Genomic DNA, 23,717 nt, shown 5'->3' with positions numbered 1-23,717 from the left:
CAATATCATGACTTCGCCTCACCCTGGTGTGGGATTGGCACGATCGTTCCGGCAGCACGCGCGGTTCCGGCAGAATCACCGCATGGAACCCTCCCGGGCACTGCGAGACATCGCCTACGAACTGGAGAAGCGCGGCGAGCCGACCTACCGGGTCCGCGCCTTCCGCAACGCGGCTTCGGTGGTGGACAAGCTCACCCCGGAACGGCTGGCCGAACTGGCCCGTACCGGCAGGCTGACCGCGCTCAAGGGCATCGGCGCCGCCACCGCGTCGGTGATCGAGGACGTGCTGGCCGGGAACGTGCCCGAGTACCTGCGCAAGGTCGAGGCGGAAGAGGCGCCGGAGCTGCCGGACGGCGGCGAGCTGCTGCCCGCGCTTCGTGGTGACTGTCACACGCATTCGGACTGGTCCGACGGCGGCAGCCCGATCGCCGAGATGGCCGAGGCGGCGAGGGAACTGGGCCACGAGTGGATGGTGCTGACCGATCACTCACCGCGGTTGACCGTGGCGAACGGGTTGTCCGCGGAGCGGCTGGCCCAGCAGCTCGTGGTCATCGCCGAGCTGAACAAGGAACTGGCGCCGTTCCGCATCCTCTCCGGCATCGAGGTGGACATCCTGCTCGACGGCGCGCTCGACCAGGACGAGGACCTGCTGTGGGAGCTGGACTTCGTGGTCGCCAGCGTGCACTCCGAACTGCGGATGCCGCGCAAGGAGATGACCGCGCGCATGTTGGAGGCGGTGTCGAATCCGCGGGTCAACGTGCTGGGGCACTGCACCGGCCGCAAGGTCGCCGGGCGCAACCGGCCCGAGTCGGAGTTCGACGCGGACAAGGTGTTCGAAGCCTGCCGCGACAACGGGGTCGCGGTCGAGATCAACTCGCGCGTGGACCGACTGGACCCGCCGAAACGCCTGCTCAAGCAAGCGGTCGAGATCGGCTGCGAATTCGCCATCGACAGCGACGCGCACGCACCGGGTCAACTGGCTTGGAAGGCGCACGGTTGCGCACGCGCGCTGGAGTGCGGAGTCGGCGTCGATCAGGTCGTCAACACGCGTACCGCGGACGACCTGCTGGCCTGGCGCCAGCCTCGCGGCTAGGACCGTCCGGCGAACATCCGCATCACCTCGGTGAGCACGCCGACCGGGATGCTCGGGTCGATCGCGCGCTGCACGCCGAGGCCGATGCCCAGGCTGAGCAGCGCGGTCGCGCAGTCCTCGGCCGGCATCGGCAGCTTGATGCCGTACTCCTCGGTGTGCTTGGCCAGCACACCGGTGATGGTGTCGCGGATGGCCTTGTCGCGGATCGCCAGCTCGTCACGCAGGCGCGGATCGCGGCGCACGTTGGTGGCGAACTCCACCTCCAGCGCGGTCCACGCCTGGTCGCCGATGCTGCGCTCGGCCCAGCGCTGGAACGCCTCGAACATCGCGTCCAGCTCGGTGACCCCGTCGAGCGAGGCGGAGAGCTGCTCGGCCTGCTCGGCGTGGATCGCGTCGAGCACGGCCAGGCACAGCTCGTCCTTGTTGCGGAAGTTCGAGTAGACCGCGCCCTTGGAGTACCCGGCCTCGTCGGCCACCTTCTCCAGTGAGGTCGCGGTGTACCCCTCGCGCAGGAACAGGTCTTTCGCGCCGGCGATCAGCTGCTCGCGGGTGCGGGCCTGGCTTTCCGCGCGGGTGAGTCGGGGCATGGGGATCAGCCTAGGCGCTGTCCTGCGAGTCACGCTCGCGGTCTTCGCGCCCAGGCGGCCCTGGCGGCACGGCGGCTTCGGCCGAGTACGGCCAGTACGAGGCCGAAGCCGCCGCACCGCCAGGAACCACCTGGATCACGAAGCCCATCGAGCAGACTCGCAGGACAGCGCCTAGGTGCTCGCCGTGGGGTGGACCGGGATTTCCGATTCAGCCTACCGGCGGTATTGAGATACCGAGAGTCTTCGAATAGTCTCCGCCGTCATGAGCCACTTCGAGGTACTGGTCGTCGGCGCGGGTGCGTCCGGCATCGGCGCGGCGATCAGGCTGCGCCAGGCCGGCGTGCGCGATTTCGCCGTGCTGGAGAAGGCGGCCGAGATCGGCGGCACCTGGCGGGACAACACCTATCCCGGGTGCGCCTGCGATGTGCCGTCGGCGCTGTACTCGTTCTCCTTCGCGCCCAATCCGGAGTGGACGCGCGCGTTCGCCAAGCAGCCGGAGATCCGCGCCTACCTGCGCGACACCGCCGAGAAGTACGGCGTGACCGAGCATCTCCGCTTCGGCGCCGAGGTGCTGCGGGCGCGGTGGAACGCGGACGAACACCACTGGGGGCTCGAAACCACGGCCGGTCCGATGACCGCGCGGGTGCTGATCGCCGGGACCGGGCCGTGGCACGAGCCGCTGATTCCCGACATCCCCGGCCTCGCGACCTTTCCCGGCGAGGTTTTCCACTCCTCGCGGTGGAACCACGACTACGACCTGACCGGCAAGCGCGTCGCGGTGGTCGGCACGGGCGCCTCCGCGGTGCAGTTCGTGCCGGAGATCCAGCCGGAAGTCGCGCGCCTGCACCTGTTCCAGCGCACCGCGCAGTGGGTGCTGCCCAAACCGGACCACTACGTGCCCAAGGCCGAACGCTGGCTGATGCGCCGGTTCCCACGTGCCCAGCGCGCCCTGCGCCGCGCCGAATACGCGGGGATGGAAGCGCTCGGCATCGGCTTCCGCCACCCGTGGATCCTGCGGCAGGTGCAGCGGGCCGGCCTGCTGCACCTGCGCGCCACCGTGCGGGATCCGGTGCTGCGCAAGGCGTTGACCCCGGACTACACGCTCGGCTGCAAGCGGCTGCTGATGTCGAACTCGTACTACCCGGCGCTGACGAAGTCCAATGTGGACGTTCACGCCACAGCGGTGCGCGAGGTCCGCGGTGCCACCGTGACCGGCGCCGACGGTTCCTCGGCCGAAGTGGACGCGATCATTCTCGGCACCGGCTTCCACATCCTCGACATGCCGGTGGCGGACAAGGTGTTCGACGGCGCCGGCCGCAGCCTGGCCGACCACTGGAAGGGCAGCCCGCGGGCCTATCTCGGCACCACGGTGACCGGTTTCCCGAACCTGTTCCTGCTGCTCGGCCCGAGCCTGGGCACCGGGCACACCTCGGCGTTCATGATCCTGGAGGCCCAGCTCGCCTACACGATCGACGCGGTGCGGCGGATCCGGTCGCGCGGCTGGAGCGCGGTCGACGTGCTGCCGCGCGCCCAGGCCGCGTTCAACAACGAGGTGCAGGCCGCGCTGCCGGGCACGGTCTACAACTCCGGCGGCTGCGCCAGCTACTACCTCGACGAGAACGGGCGCAACAGTTTCAGCTGGCCGTGGTCGACCGCGCGGATGCGGGCGCGGATCAGGGAGTTCGACCCGTCGGAGTACAAGATCAGTTCCGCACCACCCGGAACACGATCCCCGCGTCGACCAGGCGCTTCACCAGCGCGTCACCCATCGCCACAGCCGTGGTGAGCTGGCCGGACACCGCGGGCAGGTCGTCCAGTGCCAGGCACATCGCGGACTCGCCGAGCATCTTGGCGGTCTCGTCGTAACCGGGGTCGCCGCCGGCCACCTCGGTGACCACCCGCCGGCCGCCGCCGCTGCCGTGGAATCGGATCTTGAACCACGACCGCGCCCGCTTCTCCTCGTCCGGCCCACCACCGGGATTGGCCAGCTTGATCAGTGCCTTGCGCGTGGGCGGCAGTTGCGCCAGCGCGAACATCGCGCCAAGGCCGAGCCCGCCGGCGACCACGGTCGGCAGCCGCTTCACCGACATGAACTGGCGGTAGGTGAAGTCGGGCCCGTACTCGTCGAGTTCGGCCGCCGAACGGGCGACGATCTGCGGGTCGATGGTCGTCATCGGCACCGCCCACCGGCCGCTTTCCGCGTCGCGGTGCGGAGTTCCGATCACCGTGCGAGCACGCCTGCCGGTCGGGCGCCGCTCGGCCTCGGCGCGCTTCTTCGCGATCTGCGTCATCTCGAACAGCCGGGAGAACACGGTGATCGCGGAGGCGAAGGTGCCACCGGAGAACATCGCCCCCGCGCGGACGTACCCGCTCAGCTCGATTTCCGCGTCCCGCGGCAGCTTCCGCACGGTGTACAGCGCGCCGAGGTCGTAGGGGATCGAGTCGAACCCGCACGAGTGCACCAGCCGCGCCCCGGTCTCGCGCGCCCGGCGGTCGTACCGCAGGTACATGCGGTCGACGAACTCCGGTTCCCCGGTCAGGTCGGCGTAGGCGGTGCCGTGCTCGGCGCACGCGGCGACCAGCGGCTCGCCGTAGGTCAGGTACGGGCCGACCGTGGTGGCCACCACGCGGCTGGACGCGGCCACCTCGGCGAGTGAGGCGGCGTCGCCGATTTCGGCGTGCAGCAAGGGCATCTCCGCCCAGCGCGGATCGATCGCGGCGAGCTTGCCGCGGACGGCCTCCAGCTTCTGGCGGTTGCGCCCGGCCAGTGCGAGGCGGAAGCCGGCCGGCGCGTGCCTGGCCAGGTACTCGGCGGTCAGCGCCCCGGTGAAACCGGTGGCGCCGAAGAGGGTCACGTCGTGCCGGCGATCCATCGGATCCCTTTCAGTCGTGTTCGGACAGCAGTCGCAGGGTTCGTTCGCTGACCGCGACCGGCTGGTCGGGGTCGAGCACGATGCCCTCGGTGCGCAGCGCGCCGTCGACCGCGCTCCACAGCAGTACGGTGAGGTACTCGGTCAGGCTCTCCCGGCTCATCGTGCGGCGTTCCAGCCACCACTCGGTGGCGGCCTCGACCGCTCCGACGATGCCGTGCGCCCACACCTCGGCGCCACCGCTGTCCGCCTTCCTGGCGCGCAGCTCGTCGGTGAAGATCGTCGCGATCACCGCCGCGAGCACCTTCTTGTCCTCGGCCACCGGGTCGGCGCCGTCGCCGAGTTCGAGCCGCCGCCGCGCGCCGAGGAAGCGGAACACCTGCGGGTGCTCGTCGACCAGGCCCAGATAGGCCTCAAGCGCCTGGCGGACGCGCTGGTGGATCGGCGCCGGCTCGGTCAGCGCGGGCTCCAGCCGTTCCCACAGCATGCGCGAGGTGCGGTCGACGATCGCGCCGAACAACTCGGCCTTGTCCGCGAAATGCCGGTACAGCCGGGGTTTCGACACACCGGCGGCCGCGGCGATCTCGGCCATGCCCGCGCGCGGGCCGTGCTCGGCCAGTGCCGCGAAGGCCGCGTCGACGAACTCCGCCCGGCGAGCCACCCGATGGGCTCGCCAGCGCTCCGACCGGCCGTCGACCCGGTTGACACCCTCCGGCATGCCTTGGATAGTACTTCAGGTAACAGGTACCGGCAGTACCCCATAAACGGATCCGGTCGAAGGAGCAGGGCATGCGCCAGTTCGCGGGCAAGGTCGCGGTGATCACCGGTGCGGGCTCGGGCATCGGCCGCGCGCTCGCGCTGAACCTGGCCGCCCGCGGCGCCCGGCTCGCGGTGTCCGATGTGGACAGCACGCGCGCGGCGGAAACCGCGGCGCTGTGCGAGAAGGCCGGTGCCGAAGCGCGGTCCTACGTGCTCGACGTGGCCGACCGCCAGGCCGTGCTCGAGCACGCCGACGCGGTGCGCGCCGACTTCGACCGGGTGAACCTGGTGGTGAACAACGCCGGGGTGGCGCTGATGGCGGACTTCGCCTCGATGCGCTGGGAAGACCTCGACTGGATCGTCGGGATCAACTTCTGGGGCGTGGTGCACGGCAGCAAGGCGTTCCTGCCGCACCTGATCGAGTCCGGCGACGGCTACCTGGTCAACATCTCCAGCGTGTTCGGCCTGATCGCGGTGCCGACCCAGTCGGCGTACAACGCGACGAAGTTCGCCGTGCGCGGGGTGACCGAGGCGCTGCGCCAGGAAATGCGCATCGCCCGGCACCCGGTCGGGGTGAGCTGCGTGCACCCCGGCGGCATCAAGACCAACATCGCCCGCGACGCGCGCGGCGTTCCGGACGGCGACGCCGAGGGTGCCGCGAAACGGTTCGACCGCATCGCGGGCACCACACCGGAATCAGCCGCGCGCATCATTCTTCGCGGGGTGCGGCGCGAGCAGGCGAAGATCCTGGTCGGTCCGGATGCCTACCTGCTCGACGCCATGCCCAGGGTGCTGGGATCGGCCTACCAGCGCATCGTCAGCGCGGTGGCCAAGCGCACCGTCTGAGCGGTCACCACGGCTGGTTGACCCACAGCTCCCAGCGCGGCGGGTTGCCCATCACGAAGCAGCGGAAGGTCAGTCCCGGCTTGGTGAACTGCAGCCGCTGCCCGGCCAGCTGGCAGGACAACTCGTTGGGATGGGTGGAATCCCAGTTCGACGGGCTCATCGGCGCCAGCACCGGTGGTGCCTGCCCGGCCGAGGCCACCGGTGCGGTGACGAACAGCCCGGCCACGGCGGACACGGCCGCGGCGGTGAGACCCAATCTGCGAACGGTGTTCTTCATCTTGTCGACCCCCAGTCGGTTGAACGGCCGAAAGTAGCCCGTTCGTCCCGATCGGGCCACCGGTTTGGCGGAACGCGGGCTTGTCCGCGCTCGCCGCCGCGTGCTGGAGTTGAGGTGCCGAAAGCGTTGGCCGCTGACTGATCGGATCAATCTGCCGGTTTGTTGGCTCCTCCTCTAGAACTGACCCCATGCCGTGCGGTATACATCGGATGTCTGCTCGAGGAAGGAAGACCTGTGCAGTTGCTGCGCCTCGGTGAGCCCGGAGTCGAACGGCCCTTTGTCCGGTCGGCCGGAGGAGTTCTGTACGACTTGAGTCCGCTCACCGCCGACATCGACGGCGCCTTCCTGGCGGCGGACGGCCTTTCCCGCGCCCGCGCCGCGGTCGAAGCGGGAGAGCTGCCCTCGGCAAGCGAGTCCGGTCAGCGGATCGGCCCGCCCATCGCCCGTCCCGGCAAGGTGGTCTGCGTCGGGCTGAACTACCGGCGTCACGCCGAGGAGACCGGCTCGCCGATCCCGGACGAACCGGTCCTGTTCATGAAGGCGCCGGACGTGGTGGTCGGACCACACGACCCGGTGCTGATCCCGCGCGGTTCCACGGCCACCGACTGGGAGGTCGAGCTGGGCGTGGTGATCGGCCGCACCGCGCGGTACCTGGACAGCCCGGACGACGCGCTCGCGCACGTGGCCGGGTACGCGATTTCCCACGACGTCACCGAACGCGCCTACCAGTTCGAGCGCGGCGGCACCTGGGACAAGGGCAAGTCGTGTGAGAACTTCAACCCGCTCGGGCCGTGGCTGGTGCCCGCCGACGACCTGGGCGACCCACAGGACCTCGCGCTCTCGCTGACCGTCAACGGCGTGGTGCGCCAGCAGTCCACCACCAAGGACATGATCTTCACCGTGGCCGAGGTGGTGCACTACATCAGCCAGTTCATGGTGCTGCGGCCCGGCGACCTGATCAACACCGGCACCCCGGAGGGCGTCGCGCTCGGGCAGCCGGAGCCGAAACCGTACCTGCGCGCCGGGGACGTGGTGGAGCTGGAGATCGCGGGGCTGGGCACACAACGGCAAACCCTGGAGTCGGCCTGATGGCGCGGATCACCGGGATGGAAGTGCTGGACGTGCGGTTCCCCACCTCGCGGGAACTGGACGGCTCGGACGCGATGAACCCGGATCCGGACTATTCGGCGGCCTACGTGGTGCTGCACACCGACGGCGGCCCCGACGGCTACGGCCTGACCTTCACCATCGGCCGCGGCAACGACGTGCAGGCCGCGGCGATCCAGTCGCTCGAAGGGCACGTGGTCGGCAAGCCGGTGCCCGAGACGGCGAGCGAGCTGGCCGCGCTGTCGGCCGCGCTGGTCGGCGATTCGCAGCTGCGCTGGCTCGGCCCGGAGAAGGGCGTGGCGCACATGGCGCTCGGCGCGGTGGTCAACGCCGCGTGGGACCTGGCTTCCCGGCGCGCGGGCCGTCCACTGTGGAGGTTCCTGGCGGAGATGAGCCCGGAGGAGATCGCCGGGCTGGTCGACTACCGCTACCTCACCGACGCGCTCACCGAGCAGGAGGCGCTGGAGCTGTTGCGCGCCGCCGAACCGGGCCGGGCGCAGCGCACGGAACACCTGCTGGCCAACGGATACCGCGCCTACACCACCTCACCGGGCTGGCTCGGTTACTCCGACGCGAAGCTCGTCCGGTTGGCCAGGCAGGCGGTGGACGACGGCTTCGACATGATCAAGCTGAAGGTCGGCGGTGATCTCGAGGACGACATCCGGCGGATGAAACTGGCCAGGGAGGCCGTCGGCGACGGCGTGCGCATCGCCGTCGACGCCAACCAGCGCTGGGACGTCGACGCCGCGGTGCGCTGGATGGGCGCGCTGGCCCCGTTCGACCCGTACTGGATCGAGGAACCCACCTCACCGGACGACATCCTCGGGCACCAGGCGATCGCCGAGCGCATCGCGCCGATCCGGGTGGCCACCGGTGAGCACGTGCAGAACCGCGTGGTGTTCAAGCAACTGTTGCAGGCCCGGGCGATCTCGGTGCTGCAACTGGACGCGAGCCGGGTCGGCGGGGTCAACGAGAACGTGGCGATCCTGTTGCTGGCGGCCAAGTTCGGCGTGCCGGTCTGCCCGCACGCCGGCGGGGTGGGGCTGTGCGAGCTGGTCCGGCACCTGGCCATGTTCGACTTCGTGGCGGTCTCCGGCACCGAGGCCGACCGGTCCATCGAATGGGTCGACCACCTGCACGAGCACTTCACCGATCCGGCACGGGTCCGGAACGGCCGCTACCTGGCGCCGGTGGAGCCGGGCTTCTCCGCCCGGATGCACGACGCCACCCTGCGGCGGTTCCGGTTCCCCGACGGTCCCGAATGGACGGAGAACGCATGACTGACTTCGACGGCCGCGTCGCCGTGGTGACCGGCGGCGCTTCGGGCATCGGCGCGGCGACCGCCGCCCTGCTGGCTTCGCGCGGGGCGAAGGTCGCGGTGCTCGACCTCAACCCCGGTGACGAGGGTTTCCGTTGCGACGTAAGCGATGACTCGCAGGTACGGGCCGCGATCGAAGCGGTCGCCGAGCGGCACGGCGGCATCGACGTGCTGGTCAACAACGCCGGGATCGGCGCGCAGGGCGACATCGCCGCCAACGACGACGACGAATGGCACCGGGTGCTCGACGTCAACGTGGTCGGCATGGCCAGGGTGAGCCGCGCCGCGCTGCCGCACCTGCGCCGGTCCGACGCGGCGGTCATCGTCAACACCTGCTCGATCGCGGCCTGGCAGGGCCTGCCGAACCGCGCGCTGTACTCGGCGAGCAAGGGCGCGGTGCTGGCGCTGACCCTGGCGATGGCCACCGACCACCTGCCGGACCGGATCCGGGTCAACTGTGTCTGCCCGGGCACGGCCGACACCCCGTGGGTGGGCAGGCTGCTCGACGCGGCGGCGGACCCGGCGGCCGAACGCGCCGCGCTCGCCGCGCGGCAGCCGATGGGCAGGCTGGTCACCGCCGACGAGGTGGCCGGCGCCATCGCCTATCTCGCGAGCCCGGCGGCGGCCTCGACCACCGGTACGGCGCTGGCCGTGGACGGCGGCATGTACGGACTCCGGCCCCGTGGGCCGGTCAACTGACTTTGTTCGCCTGGCATCAAGGAGGATGCGGTGTCGAAGAACCTGATCAGGGCGGCGGCCGCGGTGCTCTTGCTGACCGTGAGCGCTTGTGGCTCCACAAAGGATAGTGCCGCTCCGGCGGGCGGTGGCGGGCAGGGCGGCACGGTCGGCGCCACGGTGCCGCTGCTGACCTCGCCGTTCTGGCAGGCTTACAACAACTACGTGCCGCAGATGGCCGCCGGTGAAGGCGTCGAGATCCTGCCGACGGTCAACGCCAACAGCGATCCGACCAAGCTCATCACCGATCTGAACAACCTGCTCAACCAGGGCGTCAAGGGGCTGGTGGTGACGCCGCTGGACTCCGCGGCCGTGGTCGCCGGACTGGAGCAGGCCGAGCGCAAGGGCGTGCCGGTGGTCGCGGTGGACGTGGCGCCCGAGGGCGGCAAGGTGGCCATCGTTGTCCGCGCGGACAACAAGGCCTACGGCGTCAAGGCGTGCGAGCACATCGGCGGAAAGGTCAAGGAGGGCAAGGTCGTCCAGATCATGGGTGATCTCGCCTCGGTGAACGGGCGCGAGCGCTCGGAAGCCTTCCGCGACTGCGTGAAGACCAAGTTCCCGGCGTTGCAGGTGCTCGAGGTCCCGGCGGAGTGGAAGGCGGACAAGGCCGCCTCCGGCCTGGAGGGCGTGCTCACCTCGAACCCGGACGTCAAGGCGGTGTACATGCAGGCGGGCGGGACCTATCTGGCGCCGACCGTGCAGGCGTTGCAGCGCAAGAACCTCTTCTTCCCGGTCGGCGACCCGAAGCACGTGGTGCTGGTCAGCAACGACGGAATTCCGCAGGAGCTGGAAGCGATCCGCAAGGGGGAGCTGGACGCCACGGTCTCCCAGCCCGCCGACGACTACGCCAAGTACGGCCTGCACTACGTGAAGCGGGCGATGGCCGGTGAGGTGTTCAAGCCGGGCCCGACCGATCACGGCAGCGTGATCGTGGAAACCCGGCCCGGCATCCTGGAGGACCAGCTGCCCGCGCCCGTGGTGACCAAGGACAACGTGGACGACCAGGGCCTGTGGGGCAACCAGCTGTGAACGCCCCGGTCGCGAGCGTGCTGGGCGTCGGCAAGCGGTACGGGCCGACGACCGCGCTGCACGACGTCAGCCTGACCGTGCGGCCAGGCGAGTCGCACGCGCTGGTCGGCCGCAACGGGGCGGGCAAGTCCACCCTGGTCTCCATCCTCACCGGACTGTCCAAACCGGACACCGGAAGGGTGGAGTTCGGCGGTGCCCCGGCGCCGCCGGTGGCCGACCGCGAGGCGTGGCGGACCAGGGTCGCCTGCGTGTACCAGCACTCCACGGTCATCCCGCACCTGACCGTGGCGGAGAACCTGTTCCTCAACCGGCAGCCGACCGGCCGGTTCGTGATCAGCTGGTCGAAGCTGCGTCGGCAGGCGGCGGACCTGCTGGAGTCGTGGCGGGTCTCGGTCGATCCGGACCTGACCGCCGGTGAGCTTTCGGTGGAGGACCGCCAGCTGGTGGAGATCGCGCGCGCGTTGTCATACGGCGCCAGGTTCATCGTGCTCGACGAGCCGACCGCGCAACTGGACAGCCAGGCGATCGACCGGCTCTTCGCGCGCATGCGCGAGTTGCAGGACGGCGGGGTGACCTTCCTGTTCATCTCGCACCACCTGCAGGAGGTGCACGAGGTCTGCCAGGCGGTCACCGTGCTGCGCGACGCGCGCCACGTGCTCACCGCCCCGGTCGACCAGATCGGCCGCGCCGAGCTGGTCGACGCGATGACCGGGGAGAAAGGCGGCCTTTCGGTCGCCGACGGCGCCGCGCGCGAACCGTTGCCGGATGACACCGAACTCGCGCTCGAAGTCGAGGGCTTGACCGGGGATTCGTTCGAGGACGTGTCCTTCGGCCTGCGGCGCGGTGAAGTGCTCGGCCTGACCGGGAGCAACGCCAGCGGCAAGCACCAGGTCGCCGAAACGATCTACGGGCTGCGCGTCCCGGCCGCCGGTTCGGTGCGGGTGGCCGGGCGGCCGCTGCCCGCCGGTGACGTCAGCGCCGCGCTGGCGGCCGGGATCGGTTGTGTACCGAGGGATCGCCACCAACAGGGCCTGGTGCTCGGGCTGTCCGTCGCGGACAACGCCACGATGACCGTGCTCGACCGGCTCGGCCGCGCGGGCGCCGCACCGCCCGCCGTGCGCCGGTCGCGCACCGAACAGTCCATTTCGGACTATGGCGTGGTGGCGGCCGGACCGGACCAGCCGGTGTCCGACCTGTCCGGTGGCAACCAGCAGAAGGTGGTGCTGGCCAGGGCGATGGCCACCGATCCCGAACTGCTGGTGCTGATCAATCCGACCGCCGGGGTGGACGTGAAGTCGAAGGAGGCGCTGCTCGCGGTGGTCGACCGCGTGCGTGCCGACGGCAAGGCGGTGCTGATCGTCAGCGACGAGCTGGACGACCTGCGGCCGAGCGACCGGGTGCTGGTGCTGCGTGCCGGCCGGCTGGTCGCCGAGCACCAGGCGGGCTGGTCCGACGGCGAACTGGTGGCCGACATCGAAGGGGTGCAGCGATGACCGACACGGCGACCAGGCAGCAGGCCACCGCGGCGGCCGCGCCACGGCGGCGGCAGCTGCCAAGGCTGCGTGAACTCGCCCTGCTGCCCGCGCTCGGGGCGCTGCTGGTGGTCGGCGGGCTGGTCAACGACCGGTTCCTCACCACGGACAACCTGATCAGCATTCTCGGCGCTTCGGCGGCACTGGCGCTGGTGGTGCTCGGCGAATCCTTGGTGCTGATCTCCGGCAAGTTCGACCTGTCGCTGGAATCCACCGTGGGCATCGCGCCGGTGCTCGGCGCGATGCTGGTGATCCCGGCGCTGGCCGCCGGTTTCGGCACCGAGCTGCCCACGCCGGTCGGCCTGCTGGTGATCGTGCTGGTCGGGGCCGCGATCGGCACGTTCAACGGGTTCCTGATCATCAAGCTCCAGCTCCACGCGTTCATCGTGACGCTGGCGATGCTGATCGTGCTGCGTGGTGTGCTGGTCGGGCTGACCGAGGGCAAGACCCTGTTCGAGATGCCGGACGCGTTCTTCGCGCTGGCCACCGAGACGTTCCTGGGGCTGCCCGCGTCGGTGTGGCTGGCCGCCGCTGCCTACGCGATCACCGGCTTCGTGCTGCGGTACCACCGGGTCGGCCGTGCGCTGTACGCGATCGGCGGCAACCGCGAGGCCGCGCGGGCCGCGGGCATCCGGGTCGACCGGATCTCCTGGCTGGTCTTCGTGGTGGCCGGGGTGCTCGCCTCGCTCGGCGGCCTGGTGATGACCGGGTACGTCGGCGCGATCAACGCCAACCAGGGCGACGGCATGATCTTCACCGTGTTCGCCGCCGCGGTGATCGGCGGCATCTCCCTCGACGGCGGCCGGGGCACCATGTTCGGCGCGCTGACCGGGGTGCTGCTGCTCGCGGTGGTGGAGAACATGCTGACGCTGGCGCAGGTGCCCTCGTTCTGGATCCAGGCGCTCTACGGCGGCATCATCCTGATCGCGCTGATGATCGCGCGCTTCACCGGCGGGAAACCCCAGACGTGAGGCGGCTTCGGCCGGATCCCCCGGCGGCGCATGCGGTTACGGCTCGGCCGACCTGCCCGGCGGGGCGAGCCGCCGCGGCGGTCCAGCGGGCTCAGACGGGGTGCTCGGCGGTGCCCAGCGCGTTGCGCAGCCACTGCTCCACCCCGGCCACGTGCACGGTGGCCCACGAGCGCGCGAGCTCCGGTTCGCGGGCGGCGATGGCCTCGTAGATGGCGGTGTGCTGCTCCCTGGTCTTCGCGACCGCGCCCTCCTGGGTGAGGCCGCGCCAGATCCGGGCGCGGGTGGTCGGCCCGGACAGGCTGTCCAGCAGCGAGCACAGCACCGGATTGCCGGAGCCGTCGGCGATCTTCCGGTGGAAGGCGAGGTCGTTGGCCACCAGCGCCTCCACCGTCGGCGCGTCCTCCAGCTCGTCGAGCAGCCTCCGCAGCTCGGTGATGTCGGCCTCGGCCATGTGCTGCGCGGCCAGCGCGGTCGCGGCGGGTTCCAGGATCCGGCGCACGGCGAGGAAGTCGAGCACGGTGTCGTCGCGGTGGAAGTCGACCACGAAGGTCATCGCGTCCAGCAGCAGGTTCGGCTCGAGGCTGGTCACGTACGTGCCGTCGCCCTGGCGGACGTCGAGCACGCGGATCAGGCACAGCGCCTTGACCGCCTCGCGCAGCGAACTGCGGGACAGGCCGAGGCGCTGGGCGAGTTCGGCCTCCTTCGGCAGCCGGTCGCCAGGGGCCAGCTCGCCGGAGATGATCATGCCCTTGATCTTGTCGATGGCCTCGTCGGTGACCGGCATGGCGCCCCTCGCTCCGTGCAAACCTCGGATGTTTCGCTGCCCAGATAACCACGACAGGAGGCGGACGATGGCGGTACCCCACCACCCCCAGCGCGTCGCGTTGCACACCAGGTTGAAGCCGGGCATGGAAGCCGAGTACGACCGCGTGCACGCGGTGATCCCGCCCGAGCTGAACGCCGCGCTGCGTGCCGCCGGGGTGCGCTCGTGGCGGATCTGGCGCGACGGCCTCGATTTGTTCCACGTGGTGGAAACCGACGACTACGCCGCGATGAGGAACGCGCTGCGCGAGCACCCGGCGAACGTGGCGTGGCAGGAGCGGATGGCCGCGCTGCTCGCCGTCGAGGACGACTACTCCGGCCGGGACTCGGGCCTCGGCCTGGTGTGGGAGCTGCCGTGAAGCTCGGCAGGTGGGGGCTCGGCTGCGCCCAGCTCGGCAATCTCTACACCGCGATCACCGACTCGGCCGCCGCCGCGACCGTCGAACGGGCCTGGGGAGAAGGCGTCCGCTACTTCGACACCGCGCCGCACTACGGACTCGGGCTGTCGGAACGGCGGCTCGGCAGCGCGCTGTCCGGGTTGCCGCGACACGAGTTCGTGGTGTCCACCAAGGTCGGCCGCCTGCTGGTGCCCGACCCCGCCGGCGTCGGCCGTCGCGACGACCAAGGCTTCGATGTGCCCGCCGCGTACCGCCGGGTCTGGGACTTCAGCCGGGACGGGGTGCTGCGGTCGCTGGAGGCGAGCCTGTCCCGGCTCGGCCTCGATCGGGTGGACATCGTCTATGTGCACGATCCGGACGCGCACTTCGCGGCCGCGCTGGACGAGGCGCTGCCCGCCCTGGCCGAGCTGCGGGACCAGGGCGTGATCGGCGCGGTCGGCGTCGGCATGAACCAGGTGGAGATGCCCGCCGAGTTCGTCCGGCGCGCGGACGTGGACGTGGTGCTGGTGGCCGGCCGGTACACCCTGCTCGACCAGCCCGCGCTGGACGAGCTGCTGCCGTTGTGCCGTGACCGCGGGGTGGCGGTGGTCGCGGCGGGGGTGTTCAACGGCGGCATCCTGGCCACGCCGTCGCCGGGCCGGATGTACGACTACGCCGAGGCTCCGCCGGAGCGGGTCGCCACGGCGGAGCGGATCGCGGCGATCTGCGCGCGACACGGAGTTGAACTGCCGCAGGCCGCGATCGCGCTGCCCGCGGGGCACCCCGCGGTGGCCTCGGTACTGCTGGGCGCGCAATCCCCGGCGCAGGTCAGCGCCAATCTCGCCAGGGCCCGGCGACCGGTCCCGGCGGCATTGTGGGCCGAGCTGACCGAGGCCGGATTGCTCCGTCCGGACGCGGGCTCGCGGGCGGAGGTGTAGCAATCGGGGGAAGTGGGTAACACGCCGTCAGCGACCCAGCTTGATGGCGGAGGTGATCTTCATGGCGGACACGTCTCGGCTCCCCGAGCCCGTCGCGGAGACTTGGGAGTGGCAGCGCAAGGGGAATTGCCGGAACTTCGACAGTTCGATGTTCTTCCACCCGGACGGGGAGCGCGGGTTCGCCCGTGCCGACCGGGTGGCCAGGGCGAAGCAGATCTGTCAGAGCTGCCCGGTGATCGTGGAGTGCAGGCACCACGCGCTGACGGTGGAGGAACCGTTCGGTGTGTGGGGTGGGCTCGACGAGAGCGAGCGGCGGGAGGCGATCGCCCGGCGGCGGCAACTCCCCGTGGCCTGAGCGGGCCACGGGGGAGTCACTCCATCGCCGCCGCCAGCACGGTGTAGGGCGGGATCCAGCCTCGGTCCAGCAGGAGCTTGTGCAGCTCCGTAACGGCTTCCGGGGAACCGTCGGCAAGCTTTCGGGCCACCGCCACGAGAGCAGTATCGAATTCGCCGGCCACGGATCCCGCCTCTTCCGTGCCCTCGTCCGCCGGTTGCTTGAGCATCGCCTCGAGCTGGTGGGTCTCCGCCTTCGCGGCGAGCTGGACGAGCAGGTTCGCCACCCGGTGCAGTTTCACGTTGTGCTGCTGCGACAACCGGATCAGCAGGCGGAAGGCCTGCTGCGGGGTGCAGCGGTGCGCCACCACGAGCACGCCCATCGCCTGTTCGATGGTGGCGCGGCTGCGCAGGGCACGGCGGAGCCCGTCGAGTTCCGCTTGGAGTTCTTTCACCCGGCGCTGCAGGTCCCCGGCGCCGTGGTCTTCGGTAGCCACCACTTCGCGGTGCCCGCCCCGGCTCAGTGCGTGGGGAAACGTCGGCGGTGCGGTGTCCTGGGCATGGAGTCTCCCCTCGGTCGGCAGGCGTGCTGGCTGACGAGGTGACGTGCGGCTGGGGTTCAGCGGGAGCACGGCACGCAGCGTCTCGCTGCGGCTGCTTGCTCAACCGCTTACGGGGTCCACTTTAAAGATCCCCGCGTCCGGGCCGGAATCGGGGTCCGGCCAGGCGGACTAGTCCGTGATTCTCGTGCAACTGGATGAGGACAACCACGGCGTGGTGTCGCAGGGTGTTCGGGTGAATCCGGTGCGTGCATTTCTTGTCGATGATCAGGAGCTGTTGGCGGAGGCGCTGGCGGCGAAGTTGTCCGCGGTGGGTGGCCTGCTGGTGGTCGGCCGCAGCTCGACCACGGACCCGGGCCTGGTCGATGCGGTGGCCCGGTCGCGCCCGCACGTGATCACGGTGGACATCCAGCCGGTCGGACCGGCCACGGCCAACCTGCTGGGTCGTCTCGGCGCGGCCGCCCCCGACGCCAGGATCGTGGTGCTGACGGGTTCTCACGACCCGGTCCAGGCGGTGGTCGCGGCCCGCTGGGGCGCGACGGCGTGGGTGGGGAAGGACAGTTCGACGGAGCACCTGGTCGCGGTGCTGCACGGGGTGTGCGGTGGCAAGGCGTACTTTTCGCCGGACCTGCTGGGTTTCGTCCTGGCCGAGTTGCGGGCGGACGTGCAGCGGGTGCGTGACTCGAACGGGCCGTTGGATGTGCTGTCCGCGCGGGAGCGGGATGTGCTGCTGGGGATAGTGGAGGGGAAGCGGGGGAGCCAGATCGCGGCGGAGCTGTTCCTGTCGGTGAACACGGTGCGCACGCACACGCACAATATTTTCAGCAAGCTCAAGGTGCACAGCCGCCTGGAAGCCGCCTCATTGGCGCGCGCGGCGGGCATGCAGCCCCGCATCCATTCGGGCCTGCGGAAGGGCCCGGTTCCGTGAGATGCCCGACGCCCGACCGGGTGACGAGGCGCTGAACTGGGTTTTCCCTTGGGTGACGGGGGCGGCACTTTGGTGGAACGCTCCCTTCACCAGGGTCTGACTGCTAGCGTGTTGGGCTGAACACAAGCGGTCGCCGGGGACGGGTCTTCAGGGAGGGCAAGGGCAGCTATGGCTGAGGGCTTCCAGGCAGACGAGGCGTCTGACGCCGAAAAAGGGCAGGGCCCGCCACAAGCGCCTCCCGCGGCGGGGGATGCGGGTAACAGCTTCCTCAGTCAGGCGCTTACCGCCTTGGATCCGATGGACAAGGCTTCGGTCGAGAGGTTCAACGCCGATGCGCAGAGGATCAAGGACCTCGCTCAAGCCGGACCTGCCGGGGGCGGGTTCGCTATCGAGCCTGGCGCCGGGCAGCGGTTCATCGCGGCAATCACCAAGTACGTGGATGAGACGTGGCCTGGCATGGAACGAGATGTTTTCCGCTTGGCCACTCATCCTGAGATCGGAACAGGCGACTATGCCAAAGAGGTTGCCGACCATGATCTGAGGGTCATGGAAGGGGATCCGCAGTCGTTGATACCCAACCTTGATCTCCTGGCCACAGGGTTACGTGACCTGCGAGAAGGTATCGAGGTCGCCATGCAGTCTTACAATGAAAAAGACGAACAGAGCAGTCTCGCGTTCAAGGCGGTCGATCTCGGGTGATTCGCAAATCCTACGTTTTGGTCGGTATCACTCTGCTGGCCACATTGTCGGCTTGCTCGGAGAAGAGCAACGGGCAAGCCTTGCCGACCAGCGATAGTGGCACCTCCGCAGTGCCGAGCTCGGGATCGAATCCGCCGGTCGATGGGGCCGACGTCTTCGGTGGCATCAAGGCGTGTGAGGTCCTTGATAAGGCCCTCGAAGGGAAAGGCTTCAAGCCTGGCTATGTGCAGAATGCCGGTAGTCACAACGGTTGCGCCTCCGAGAAGACCAGTTTCGCAGTGGCCTTGGACCTAGACGACAAACAGGGACTCGGTGACTTGCGCAGCGATCCGGCACGAACCTACGATGCGCGACTGAACGGGCGCAGCGCCAAGCAAGTAAAAGGGCGCGATGAAGAGGACGGCGGCACCTGTGAGATATTTTTCGAGGTAGCGGAGAAGGCCCGAACTGGGGTCACGGTAGTCCTTGGAACCGGTGGGTCAACCGACGAAGCGTGTCAAGAAGCCGGGAAACTTGCTGAGGCAGTCGAACCTCTGCTGCCGAAAGCTTGAAAAGGGGATTGTAATGGCCGAGGGGACGACGGGGCCAGCTTACGAAGCCGACGTGTACACGAAGGCGTACACCGACGCTGGCGGCGGCCAGGGCAACATCTTCGCCGAGCCGACCGCAATGCATGACGCGCAGGCGACGGCCGAGGCGTACTCGATCGCGCGTGGTCAGGCCCTCATGCGTGATCAGACCTTCCGCGAAGGTCTTTCCACTTCGAGCCAGGAGTATCTGGCCCGCGACCACCAGGCGCTCTACGACATGGCCCATTCGGGGAACGGCAGCGCGATCGACGAGCAGGGGCGCATTCTGGCTCGAACGAGGGACGCGCTCAAGACGCTCAGCGACGACCTAACCTCAGCCGTCAACAATGAGCAGGCTCTTTGGCAGGGTGAAGGCGCAGCTCAGGTTCATGGGTTCGTGAAGCAGAGTGCGGAATGGGTGGACAGCACGGCCCACGGCGTAGACCTCGCGTCGAATCGGTATTCGCAGCAGTCGGCGGCGGTGGTCAATGCGCAGAACTCGATGCCCGAGCCGGTGCCCTTCAACCAGGCCGAAGAGATGGCCAAGGCCCAGCAGGCCTTCCAGAGCGGCGGCTTCGCCTCCAACATGCAGGGTGTCAAGGCGCTCGAGGAGATGAGCGCCAAGCAGGAAGCCTCCCAGGCCGCCCACCAGCAGGCCGCGCAGGTCATGCACAACATGGACAACACCCTCTACGAGACCGGCTCCACCCAACCCTCGTTCGCGGCGCCGCCGACGCTCGGGGGTGGCCAGCCCAGCACGCCGATCTCCGGACCGTCGGTGGTCGGCGGCGGCACGCCCGGGCCGACCGGTGGGCTGCCCGGCGGCGGCTACGTCGGCTCCGGGCCCGGCTCCGCCCCCGGGTACACCCCCGGCGGGCCCGCGCCCATCAGCACGGCCAACACGCCTCCGGGCGGCGGCTTCAAGGGGACCACCCCGCCCGCCATCGCGGGCCAGGTCGGCGGGGGCAATCTCGGCGGCCTCGGCTCCGAGAAGAACCGCGCGCCCAAACCCACCGGCGGCATGAAGTTCGGCAACCCCGGCGCCGGTGCGCGGGTGTCCGGCGGCGGCACCTACACCCCGCCCAAGGGCTCGGCCGGGGCGGCCGGGCGGCTCGGCGGCACGCCCGCGGGCGGGATGCCGAAAACAGGTGGCGAGCAGGCGGCCGGTGCGGGCAAGTCCTCCGGTTCCGGCGGCGTGCCGCCCAAGGAAGGCACCATGCGCGGCGGTGCCGCCGCCGCGGCCTCCACCGCGAGTGGCAAGCCGGGCGCCGGGATGGGTGGCGCGCCCGCCGGTGCCGGCCGGGGCAAGGAAGAGGACAAGGACAAAAAGCGCCCCGACTACCTGCAGGGCGAGGACCCCGACGAGTTGTTCGACGCCAAGCCCGCCGAGGGCCTCGACGGCGCCAAGCCGGTGCCGCCGGTCATCGGCTCCTGATCCGAGAGGCCCGAGAGTCCGCCGTGCCGATGGAATTCTGGCTGCCCACAAAAGTGATCGACGTGCTCGGTGAGCGCTTCGGCACCGCGCTGGTCCCGCCGCCGTTCGAGGTGCCCTACGCCGGTTCGACCACCGGCGAACGGCAGCGCGTCCGCGAGGACGCCTGGCGCGCGCTGCGCGAGGCCCGCCTGGCCAAGGGCGACAAGCTGGACCCGGACGTGGAGAACCTGCTCCGCGTCTGGTACCGGCCCGAGGTGCTCATCACCGGCCGCCTCACCCAGCAGGAGGGCCAGCGCGACATCCGCTACCGGGCCGTCTCCGAGCACCTGGCCGGGGTGCTCAGCGGCCAGGTCGGCGACCAGATCTCCTTCGAGGCCTGCCACGCCGACGACCTGGTCTCCGGCCTGCTGCGCTACCTGCCGCGCCTGAACCCGGTGAACCTGCGCCCGATCGCGGTGACCGAGCAGGCCAAGCGCGTGAAACCGGTCGAAGAGGACGAGATCGACCCGCACGAGCTGATCGACGCCTACGGGGAGGCCGAACCGCCCGAACACCGCGCCGTGCAGGCCTTCTTCAGCTGGCCGATCGGCCGGTTCGGGGTGTTCGACCTGTGGGTGCGCGGCCGCGACGGCAGGCTGGAGGCGATGGGCGGGGTGCAGTTGTTCGACACCGAGGGCGGCCGGTTCGTGATCATCGGGGAGAAGCTCTCCGACGGCTCGAAGCGCCGCCACTTCGTACCGTCGGACGGCGGCCACCTCCGGCGCTGGATCCACGAGCGGATCGCCGGCGCCCGCTGAGCTCTGTCCACAAAGGACAGGCCAGTAAGTGCTTCCCAAAGTGGTGCCCGACCTGGCAAAATCGCCATCCCCGCTGTTCAGCGCCGAGGACGGGGTGGTATGGACAACCCGGAGCGAGTACTCCCGGCCGCCGAACTGCACGCGCTGGCCGCGGACATCCTCGAAGTGGCGGGCACCCCGCCGGCGCACGCGGCGATCGTGGCCGGTTCACTGGTCCGGTCCAACCTGCTCGGCCACGACGCTCTCGGGGTGCGGCGGCTGCTGAACTACGTCCCGCAGGTCCGCTCGGGCGAGATCGATCCGCGGGCGCGCCCGAAGGCGGAAGTGGTGCGGCCCGGCGCGGTGGTGGTGCACGGGCACCGCGCCTTCGGGCAGCTCGCCGCCGGGCACGCGGTGCGTGAGCTGAGCGTGCTCACCGTCGACCACGGCAGCGGCGTGGCGGCCATCCGCGACGGCAACGACGTGGGCAGGCTCGGCGAATACGTCGGAGCGCTGGCCGACACCGGACTGGTCGCCTTCGCCTTCGGCAACAACGAGCGCGCCCCGCTGGCGTGGGCGCTGCCGCGCGCCACCGGCAGGCAGCCACTGGTTTTCGACGGTGCCGCGCTGCCCGGCGCCGAAATTTTCGCCACCCTGGTGGGTGGTTTGCTCTCCGGGCACGGCCTGCGTGGTTTTCCCGGCTACGACGGCGATTCCGGTACCGTGCTGGTGGCGGTCGACATCGCCGCCTTCCTCAACCCGGGAACTTTCCGGGAACAGGCGGAATCGTTCTGTGAGAGCCTTTCCACAGCGCCCGGTGAGCCGGAGGAGCTGATCCGCCGCCGCCGTGTCGCGGAAGGGGTGCCGATCCCGGGTCCGGACCTGGCCCGGCTCAGGGCACTTTCGTCGGGATGGAACGGATAGGTGACACGATGGCCGTGCCGCGGCTGAGCCGGAGGACGCTGGGTGAGCGACGGCCGGAGCTGCTCGACAGCGTGCAGGGCGAGGACATCGGCGCGGGCATCCTGCACCTGGGCATCGGCGCCTTCCACCGCGCGCACCAGGCGGTGCTGACCGAGCAGGCGCTGCTCGTCGAGCCGGGCGACTGGGCGATCCGCGGGGTCAGCTACCGCGGGCCCGGCGCGGCGGACGCGCTGAACCCGCAGGACGGTCTGTACACAGTGGTCGAACGCGGGGCCAACGAACGCTTCCGCATGGTCGGCGCGGTGCGCGACGTGCTCTACCAGCGGCCGGACGAAGTGCGCGCCATGCTGGCCTCGAGCGAATGCCGGATCGTCACGATCACCGTGACCGAGGCCGGTTACCGCCACGACCCGGCGACGAACCGGCTCCGGCGCGACGATCCGGAGCTGACCGCGGACCTGGCCGGTCGCACTCCGCGAACGGTGATCGGCCAGCTCGTCGATGGCTTGCGGGCGCGGCGTTCCCGTGGCGAGGACGCGCCGATCACCGTGCTCTCCTGCGACAACCTGCTCGACAACGGCAAGCTCGTGGCCGGACTTGCGCGGGATTTCTGCGCGCTGGCCGGAAATCCCGCACTGGCCGACTGGATCGACGGCCACGTCGCCTTTCCGTCCACTGTGGTCGACCAGATCGTACCGGCCCCCACCGGCGACTGCCTGCGTGAGGTCGAGGCGCGGCTCGGGCTCAGCGATCACGCCGCGGTGGCCGGGGAGGCTTACCGGCAATGGGTGATCGAGGAGTTCGACGGCCCGCGACCGGCGTGGGACCGGGTCGGCGCCCGGTTCGTGCCGGACATCGCCGCCGCGCAGGCACGAAAACTGAGGCTGGTCAACGGAACGCATTCCGCGATCGCCTATCTCGGCCTGCTCGCCGAGCTGGAGACCACCGCGGAACTGGTGCGCGAGGAGGACTTCGCCGAGTACATCCAGGCGCTCGTGCGCGCGGAAACGGGGCCCAGCCTGGGAAACGGGGACGGCGAGGAAGCAGAACGGATCGTGCGGCGCCTCGCCACGCCACGGATCGACCACCGGCTCAGGCAGATCGCCGGGCAGGGTGCGCGCAAACTGCCGCAGCGCCTGCTCGAACCCGCGCGTGACCTGCTCGCCGCCGGTCGCGAGCCACGGCTGATCTGCCTCGGCATCGCCGGCTGGATCAGTTTCCTGCGTGGTGCCAAGGAGACCGGCGCGCTCGACGAGGACAGCCGGGAACTTGCCGCCGCGCCGGACGTCGACCGGCTGCTCGGCGCATGGCGGGGTTGCCCGGAGGACCTCCGGGAGTCGAAGATCTTCCGTGACCTGATCGCCGAGGCACTGGACGGACTGCGGTCGGACGGCGTGCGGCGGACCGTGCGCCGGGCGGTGGCGGAAAGGAACTAGAGCGTGCGGCTCAACGGAACGGTGGCCGTGGTGACCGGCGGTGGCACCGGGATCGGCCGGGCGACGGCGCTGGCACTGGCGGAAGCCGGGGCGAGTGGCGTGGTGGTCAACTACTCGCGCTCGGCCGAAGATGCCGAGCAGACCGTGGCTGAGCTGGCCGAGCGAGGCTGCGACGCGGTGGCCGAACAAGCCGACGTCGCCGACGACGACCAGGTTCGCGCGCTGGCCGGGCGGGTGCTCGACCGGTTCGGCCGGGTCGACGTGCTGATCAACAACGCCGGTACCACTTTCCGCGTGCCGCACGCCGATCTCGACTCGCTCACCGACCAGGTGTGGCACCAGGTGCTCGACGTGAACCTGCTCGGCCCGTTCCACTGCGTGCGCGCGTTCGCCCCCGCGCTGACCGAAGCCCGCGGCGCGGTGGTCAACGTCGCCTCGATCGCGGGATACCGGGCGGGTGGTTCTTCGGTGGCCTACGGCGTCAGCAAGGCCGCGCTGTTGCAGTTGACCCGCAACCTCGCGGTGAGCCTGGCGCCGCACGTCCGGGTGAACGCGATCGCGCCAGGCACGGTCGCCACCCGCTGGCAGACCGGCCTGCACGGCGCCGAAGCCTTCGAGGAACGCGCCAGGGCGGAGCGGGAAGTCGTGCCGCTGCGGGAGATCTCCGGTCCGGAGCACGTGGCGCAGGCGGTGCTGGGGGTGCTGATGATGGACCTGGTGACCGGTGAGGCGGTCATCGTCGACGGCGGCAAGCACGTGCTCTATTGACGAGCGCTGACCAGCCGTTGGTAGGTGG

Annotated in this window: 26 protein-coding genes; 20 read left to right on the top strand and 6 right to left on the bottom strand. The window is 70.1% G+C overall.

Annotated features, from left to right (window positions below; genetic code table 11):
* Positions 1 to 82: 82 nt before the first annotated feature.
* Positions 83 to 1,093 carry a PHP domain-containing protein gene (locus YIM_RS39755; protein WP_153035265.1) on the top strand — a complete coding sequence of 337 codons (1,011 nt, stop codon included), beginning with the start codon at positions 83 to 85 and terminating at the stop codon, positions 1,091 to 1,093.
* Here the strand turns inward: YIM_RS39755 and YIM_RS39750 are convergent.
* Positions 1,090 to 1,680 carry a TetR/AcrR family transcriptional regulator gene (locus YIM_RS39750; RefSeq protein WP_153035264.1) on the bottom strand — a complete coding sequence of 197 codons (591 nt, stop codon included), beginning with the start codon at positions 1,678 to 1,680 and terminating at the stop codon, positions 1,090 to 1,092. The two genes, YIM_RS39755 and YIM_RS39750, sit on opposite strands and share 4 nt — an antisense overlap.
* A 262-nt stretch (positions 1,681 to 1,942) precedes the next feature.
* Between YIM_RS39750 and YIM_RS39745 the strand changes: the two genes are divergently transcribed.
* Positions 1,943 to 3,466: an NAD(P)/FAD-dependent oxidoreductase gene (locus YIM_RS39745; RefSeq protein WP_153035263.1), complete on the top strand. Its 1,524-nt coding sequence runs from the start codon at positions 1,943 to 1,945 to the stop codon at positions 3,464 to 3,466.
* Here the strand turns inward: YIM_RS39745 and YIM_RS39740 are convergent.
* Positions 3,384 to 4,553, bottom strand: a complete 1,170-nt coding sequence (locus YIM_RS39740; RefSeq protein ID WP_153035262.1) for a trans-acting enoyl reductase family protein — start codon at positions 4,551 to 4,553, stop codon at positions 3,384 to 3,386. The genes YIM_RS39745 and YIM_RS39740 overlap by 83 nt on opposite strands.
* A 10-nt stretch (positions 4,554 to 4,563) precedes the next feature.
* Entirely contained in the window at positions 4,564 to 5,268 is a 705-nt protein-coding gene (locus YIM_RS39735; RefSeq protein WP_153035261.1) for a TetR family transcriptional regulator, read from the bottom strand.
* A 71-nt stretch (positions 5,269 to 5,339) separates the two neighbouring features.
* Here YIM_RS39735 and YIM_RS39730 point away from each other — a divergent pair, with 71 nt between their 5' ends.
* A complete protein-coding gene (locus YIM_RS39730) occupies positions 5,340 to 6,155 on the top strand; it encodes an SDR family oxidoreductase (protein ID WP_153035260.1) in 816 nt (271 codons plus the stop codon).
* A gap of 4 nt (positions 6,156 to 6,159) precedes the next feature.
* Here YIM_RS39730 and YIM_RS39725 read toward each other — a convergent pair whose 3' ends face one another.
* Entirely contained in the window at positions 6,160 to 6,432 is a 273-nt protein-coding gene (locus YIM_RS39725) for a hypothetical protein (RefSeq protein ID WP_153035259.1), read from the bottom strand.
* Between the two features lie 234 nt (positions 6,433 to 6,666).
* Here YIM_RS39725 and YIM_RS39720 point away from each other — a divergent pair, with 234 nt between their 5' ends.
* The 6 genes from YIM_RS39720 to YIM_RS39695 are packed head-to-tail and all read left to right on the top strand — an operon-like array spanning position 6,667 to position 13,124.
* On the top strand, positions 6,667 to 7,521 hold the full coding sequence (locus tag YIM_RS39720) for a fumarylacetoacetate hydrolase family protein (RefSeq protein WP_153035258.1): 855 nt from the start codon (positions 6,667 to 6,669) through the stop codon (positions 7,519 to 7,521).
* On the top strand, positions 7,521 to 8,819 hold the full coding sequence (locus YIM_RS39715) for an enolase C-terminal domain-like protein (protein ID WP_153035257.1): 1,299 nt from the start codon (positions 7,521 to 7,523) through the stop codon (positions 8,817 to 8,819). The genes YIM_RS39720 and YIM_RS39715 overlap by 1 nt, the downstream gene beginning before the upstream one ends.
* The gene (locus YIM_RS39710; RefSeq protein ID WP_153035256.1) at positions 8,816 to 9,556 is read left to right on the top strand and encodes an SDR family NAD(P)-dependent oxidoreductase; all 741 of its coding nucleotides are present in this window, start codon (positions 8,816 to 8,818) and stop codon (positions 9,554 to 9,556) included. The genes YIM_RS39715 and YIM_RS39710 overlap by 4 nt, the downstream gene beginning before the upstream one ends.
* 30 nt (positions 9,557 to 9,586) lie before the next feature.
* Complete coding sequence (locus YIM_RS39705; RefSeq protein ID WP_228004309.1) at positions 9,587 to 10,621, top strand: sugar ABC transporter substrate-binding protein; 1,035 nt, start codon at positions 9,587 to 9,589, stop codon at positions 10,619 to 10,621.
* Entirely contained in the window at positions 10,618 to 12,114 is a 1,497-nt protein-coding gene (locus YIM_RS39700) for a sugar ABC transporter ATP-binding protein (RefSeq protein WP_194239903.1), read from the top strand. The genes YIM_RS39705 and YIM_RS39700 overlap by 4 nt, the downstream gene beginning before the upstream one ends.
* A complete protein-coding gene (locus tag YIM_RS39695; protein ID WP_153035254.1) occupies positions 12,111 to 13,124 on the top strand; it encodes an ABC transporter permease in 1,014 nt (337 codons plus the stop codon). The genes YIM_RS39700 and YIM_RS39695 overlap by 4 nt, the downstream gene beginning before the upstream one ends.
* A gap of 91 nt (positions 13,125 to 13,215) precedes the next feature.
* Here YIM_RS39695 and YIM_RS39690 read toward each other — a convergent pair whose 3' ends face one another.
* Complete coding sequence (locus YIM_RS39690; protein ID WP_153035253.1) at positions 13,216 to 13,908, bottom strand: FadR/GntR family transcriptional regulator; 693 nt, start codon at positions 13,906 to 13,908, stop codon at positions 13,216 to 13,218.
* A 67-nt stretch (positions 13,909 to 13,975) separates the two neighbouring features.
* Here YIM_RS39690 and YIM_RS39685 point away from each other — a divergent pair, with 67 nt between their 5' ends.
* From YIM_RS39685 to YIM_RS39675, 3 genes are all read left to right on the top strand, one after another.
* The gene (locus YIM_RS39685) at positions 13,976 to 14,305 is read left to right on the top strand and encodes an L-rhamnose mutarotase (protein WP_153035252.1); all 330 of its coding nucleotides are present in this window, start codon (positions 13,976 to 13,978) and stop codon (positions 14,303 to 14,305) included.
* Positions 14,302 to 15,261 carry an aldo/keto reductase gene (locus YIM_RS39680; protein WP_153035251.1) on the top strand — a complete coding sequence of 320 codons (960 nt, stop codon included), beginning with the start codon at positions 14,302 to 14,304 and terminating at the stop codon, positions 15,259 to 15,261. The genes YIM_RS39685 and YIM_RS39680 overlap by 4 nt, the downstream gene beginning before the upstream one ends.
* Positions 15,262 to 15,322: 61 nt before the next feature.
* Positions 15,323 to 15,616: a WhiB family transcriptional regulator gene (locus YIM_RS39675; RefSeq protein WP_113698167.1), complete on the top strand. Its 294-nt coding sequence runs from the start codon at positions 15,323 to 15,325 to the stop codon at positions 15,614 to 15,616.
* 16 nt (positions 15,617 to 15,632) lie between these two features.
* On the opposite strand, the gene YIM_RS39670 is transcribed toward YIM_RS39675, so the two are convergent.
* Positions 15,633 to 16,091, bottom strand: a complete 459-nt coding sequence (locus YIM_RS39670; protein ID WP_153035250.1) for an ANTAR domain-containing protein — start codon at positions 16,089 to 16,091, stop codon at positions 15,633 to 15,635.
* 298 nt (positions 16,092 to 16,389) lie between these two features.
* On the opposite strand from YIM_RS39670, the gene YIM_RS39665 reads away from it, so the two are divergent.
* The 8 genes from YIM_RS39665 (at position 16,390) to YIM_RS39630 (ending at position 23,689) form a co-directional block, all read left to right on the top strand.
* Positions 16,390 to 17,082 (top strand): response regulator transcription factor, encoded by a 693-nt coding sequence (locus tag YIM_RS39665; RefSeq protein ID WP_153035249.1) that lies wholly within the window; start codon positions 16,390 to 16,392, stop codon positions 17,080 to 17,082.
* Positions 17,083 to 17,250: 168 nt separating this feature from the next.
* Entirely contained in the window at positions 17,251 to 17,781 is a 531-nt protein-coding gene (locus tag YIM_RS39660) for a hypothetical protein (RefSeq protein WP_153035248.1), read from the top strand.
* Positions 17,778 to 18,332, top strand: a complete 555-nt coding sequence (locus YIM_RS39655) for a DUF3558 family protein (protein ID WP_153035247.1) — start codon at positions 17,778 to 17,780, stop codon at positions 18,330 to 18,332. The genes YIM_RS39660 and YIM_RS39655 overlap by 4 nt, the downstream gene beginning before the upstream one ends.
* A gap of 13 nt (positions 18,333 to 18,345) precedes the next feature.
* Positions 18,346 to 19,785 (top strand): hypothetical protein, encoded by a 1,440-nt coding sequence (locus YIM_RS39650; RefSeq protein ID WP_153035246.1) that lies wholly within the window; start codon positions 18,346 to 18,348, stop codon positions 19,783 to 19,785.
* Between the two features lie 29 nt (positions 19,786 to 19,814).
* Positions 19,815 to 20,582 (top strand): ESX secretion-associated protein EspG, encoded by a 768-nt coding sequence (locus YIM_RS39645; protein ID WP_228005077.1) that lies wholly within the window; start codon positions 19,815 to 19,817, stop codon positions 20,580 to 20,582.
* A 99-nt stretch (positions 20,583 to 20,681) separates the two neighbouring features.
* Positions 20,682 to 21,485 carry an Ldh family oxidoreductase gene (locus YIM_RS39640; protein ID WP_153035244.1) on the top strand — a complete coding sequence of 268 codons (804 nt, stop codon included), beginning with the start codon at positions 20,682 to 20,684 and terminating at the stop codon, positions 21,483 to 21,485.
* Entirely contained in the window at positions 21,473 to 22,921 is a 1,449-nt protein-coding gene (locus tag YIM_RS39635) for a mannitol dehydrogenase family protein (protein ID WP_153035243.1), read from the top strand. The genes YIM_RS39640 and YIM_RS39635 overlap by 13 nt, the downstream gene beginning before the upstream one ends.
* Positions 22,922 to 22,924: 3 nt before the next feature.
* Positions 22,925 to 23,689, top strand: coding sequence for an SDR family NAD(P)-dependent oxidoreductase (locus YIM_RS39630; protein ID WP_153035242.1), 765 nt, complete (start codon positions 22,925 to 22,927; stop codon positions 23,687 to 23,689).
* Positions 23,690 to 23,717: the final 28 nt, after the last annotated feature.

It is taken from the genome of Amycolatopsis sp. YIM 10 (assembly GCF_009429145.1).
Lineage (GTDB): Bacteria > Actinomycetota > Actinomycetes > Mycobacteriales > Pseudonocardiaceae > Amycolatopsis.
Note: the sequence above shows the minus strand (reverse complement) of the source record. Positions and strands in the feature narration are given on the sequence as shown.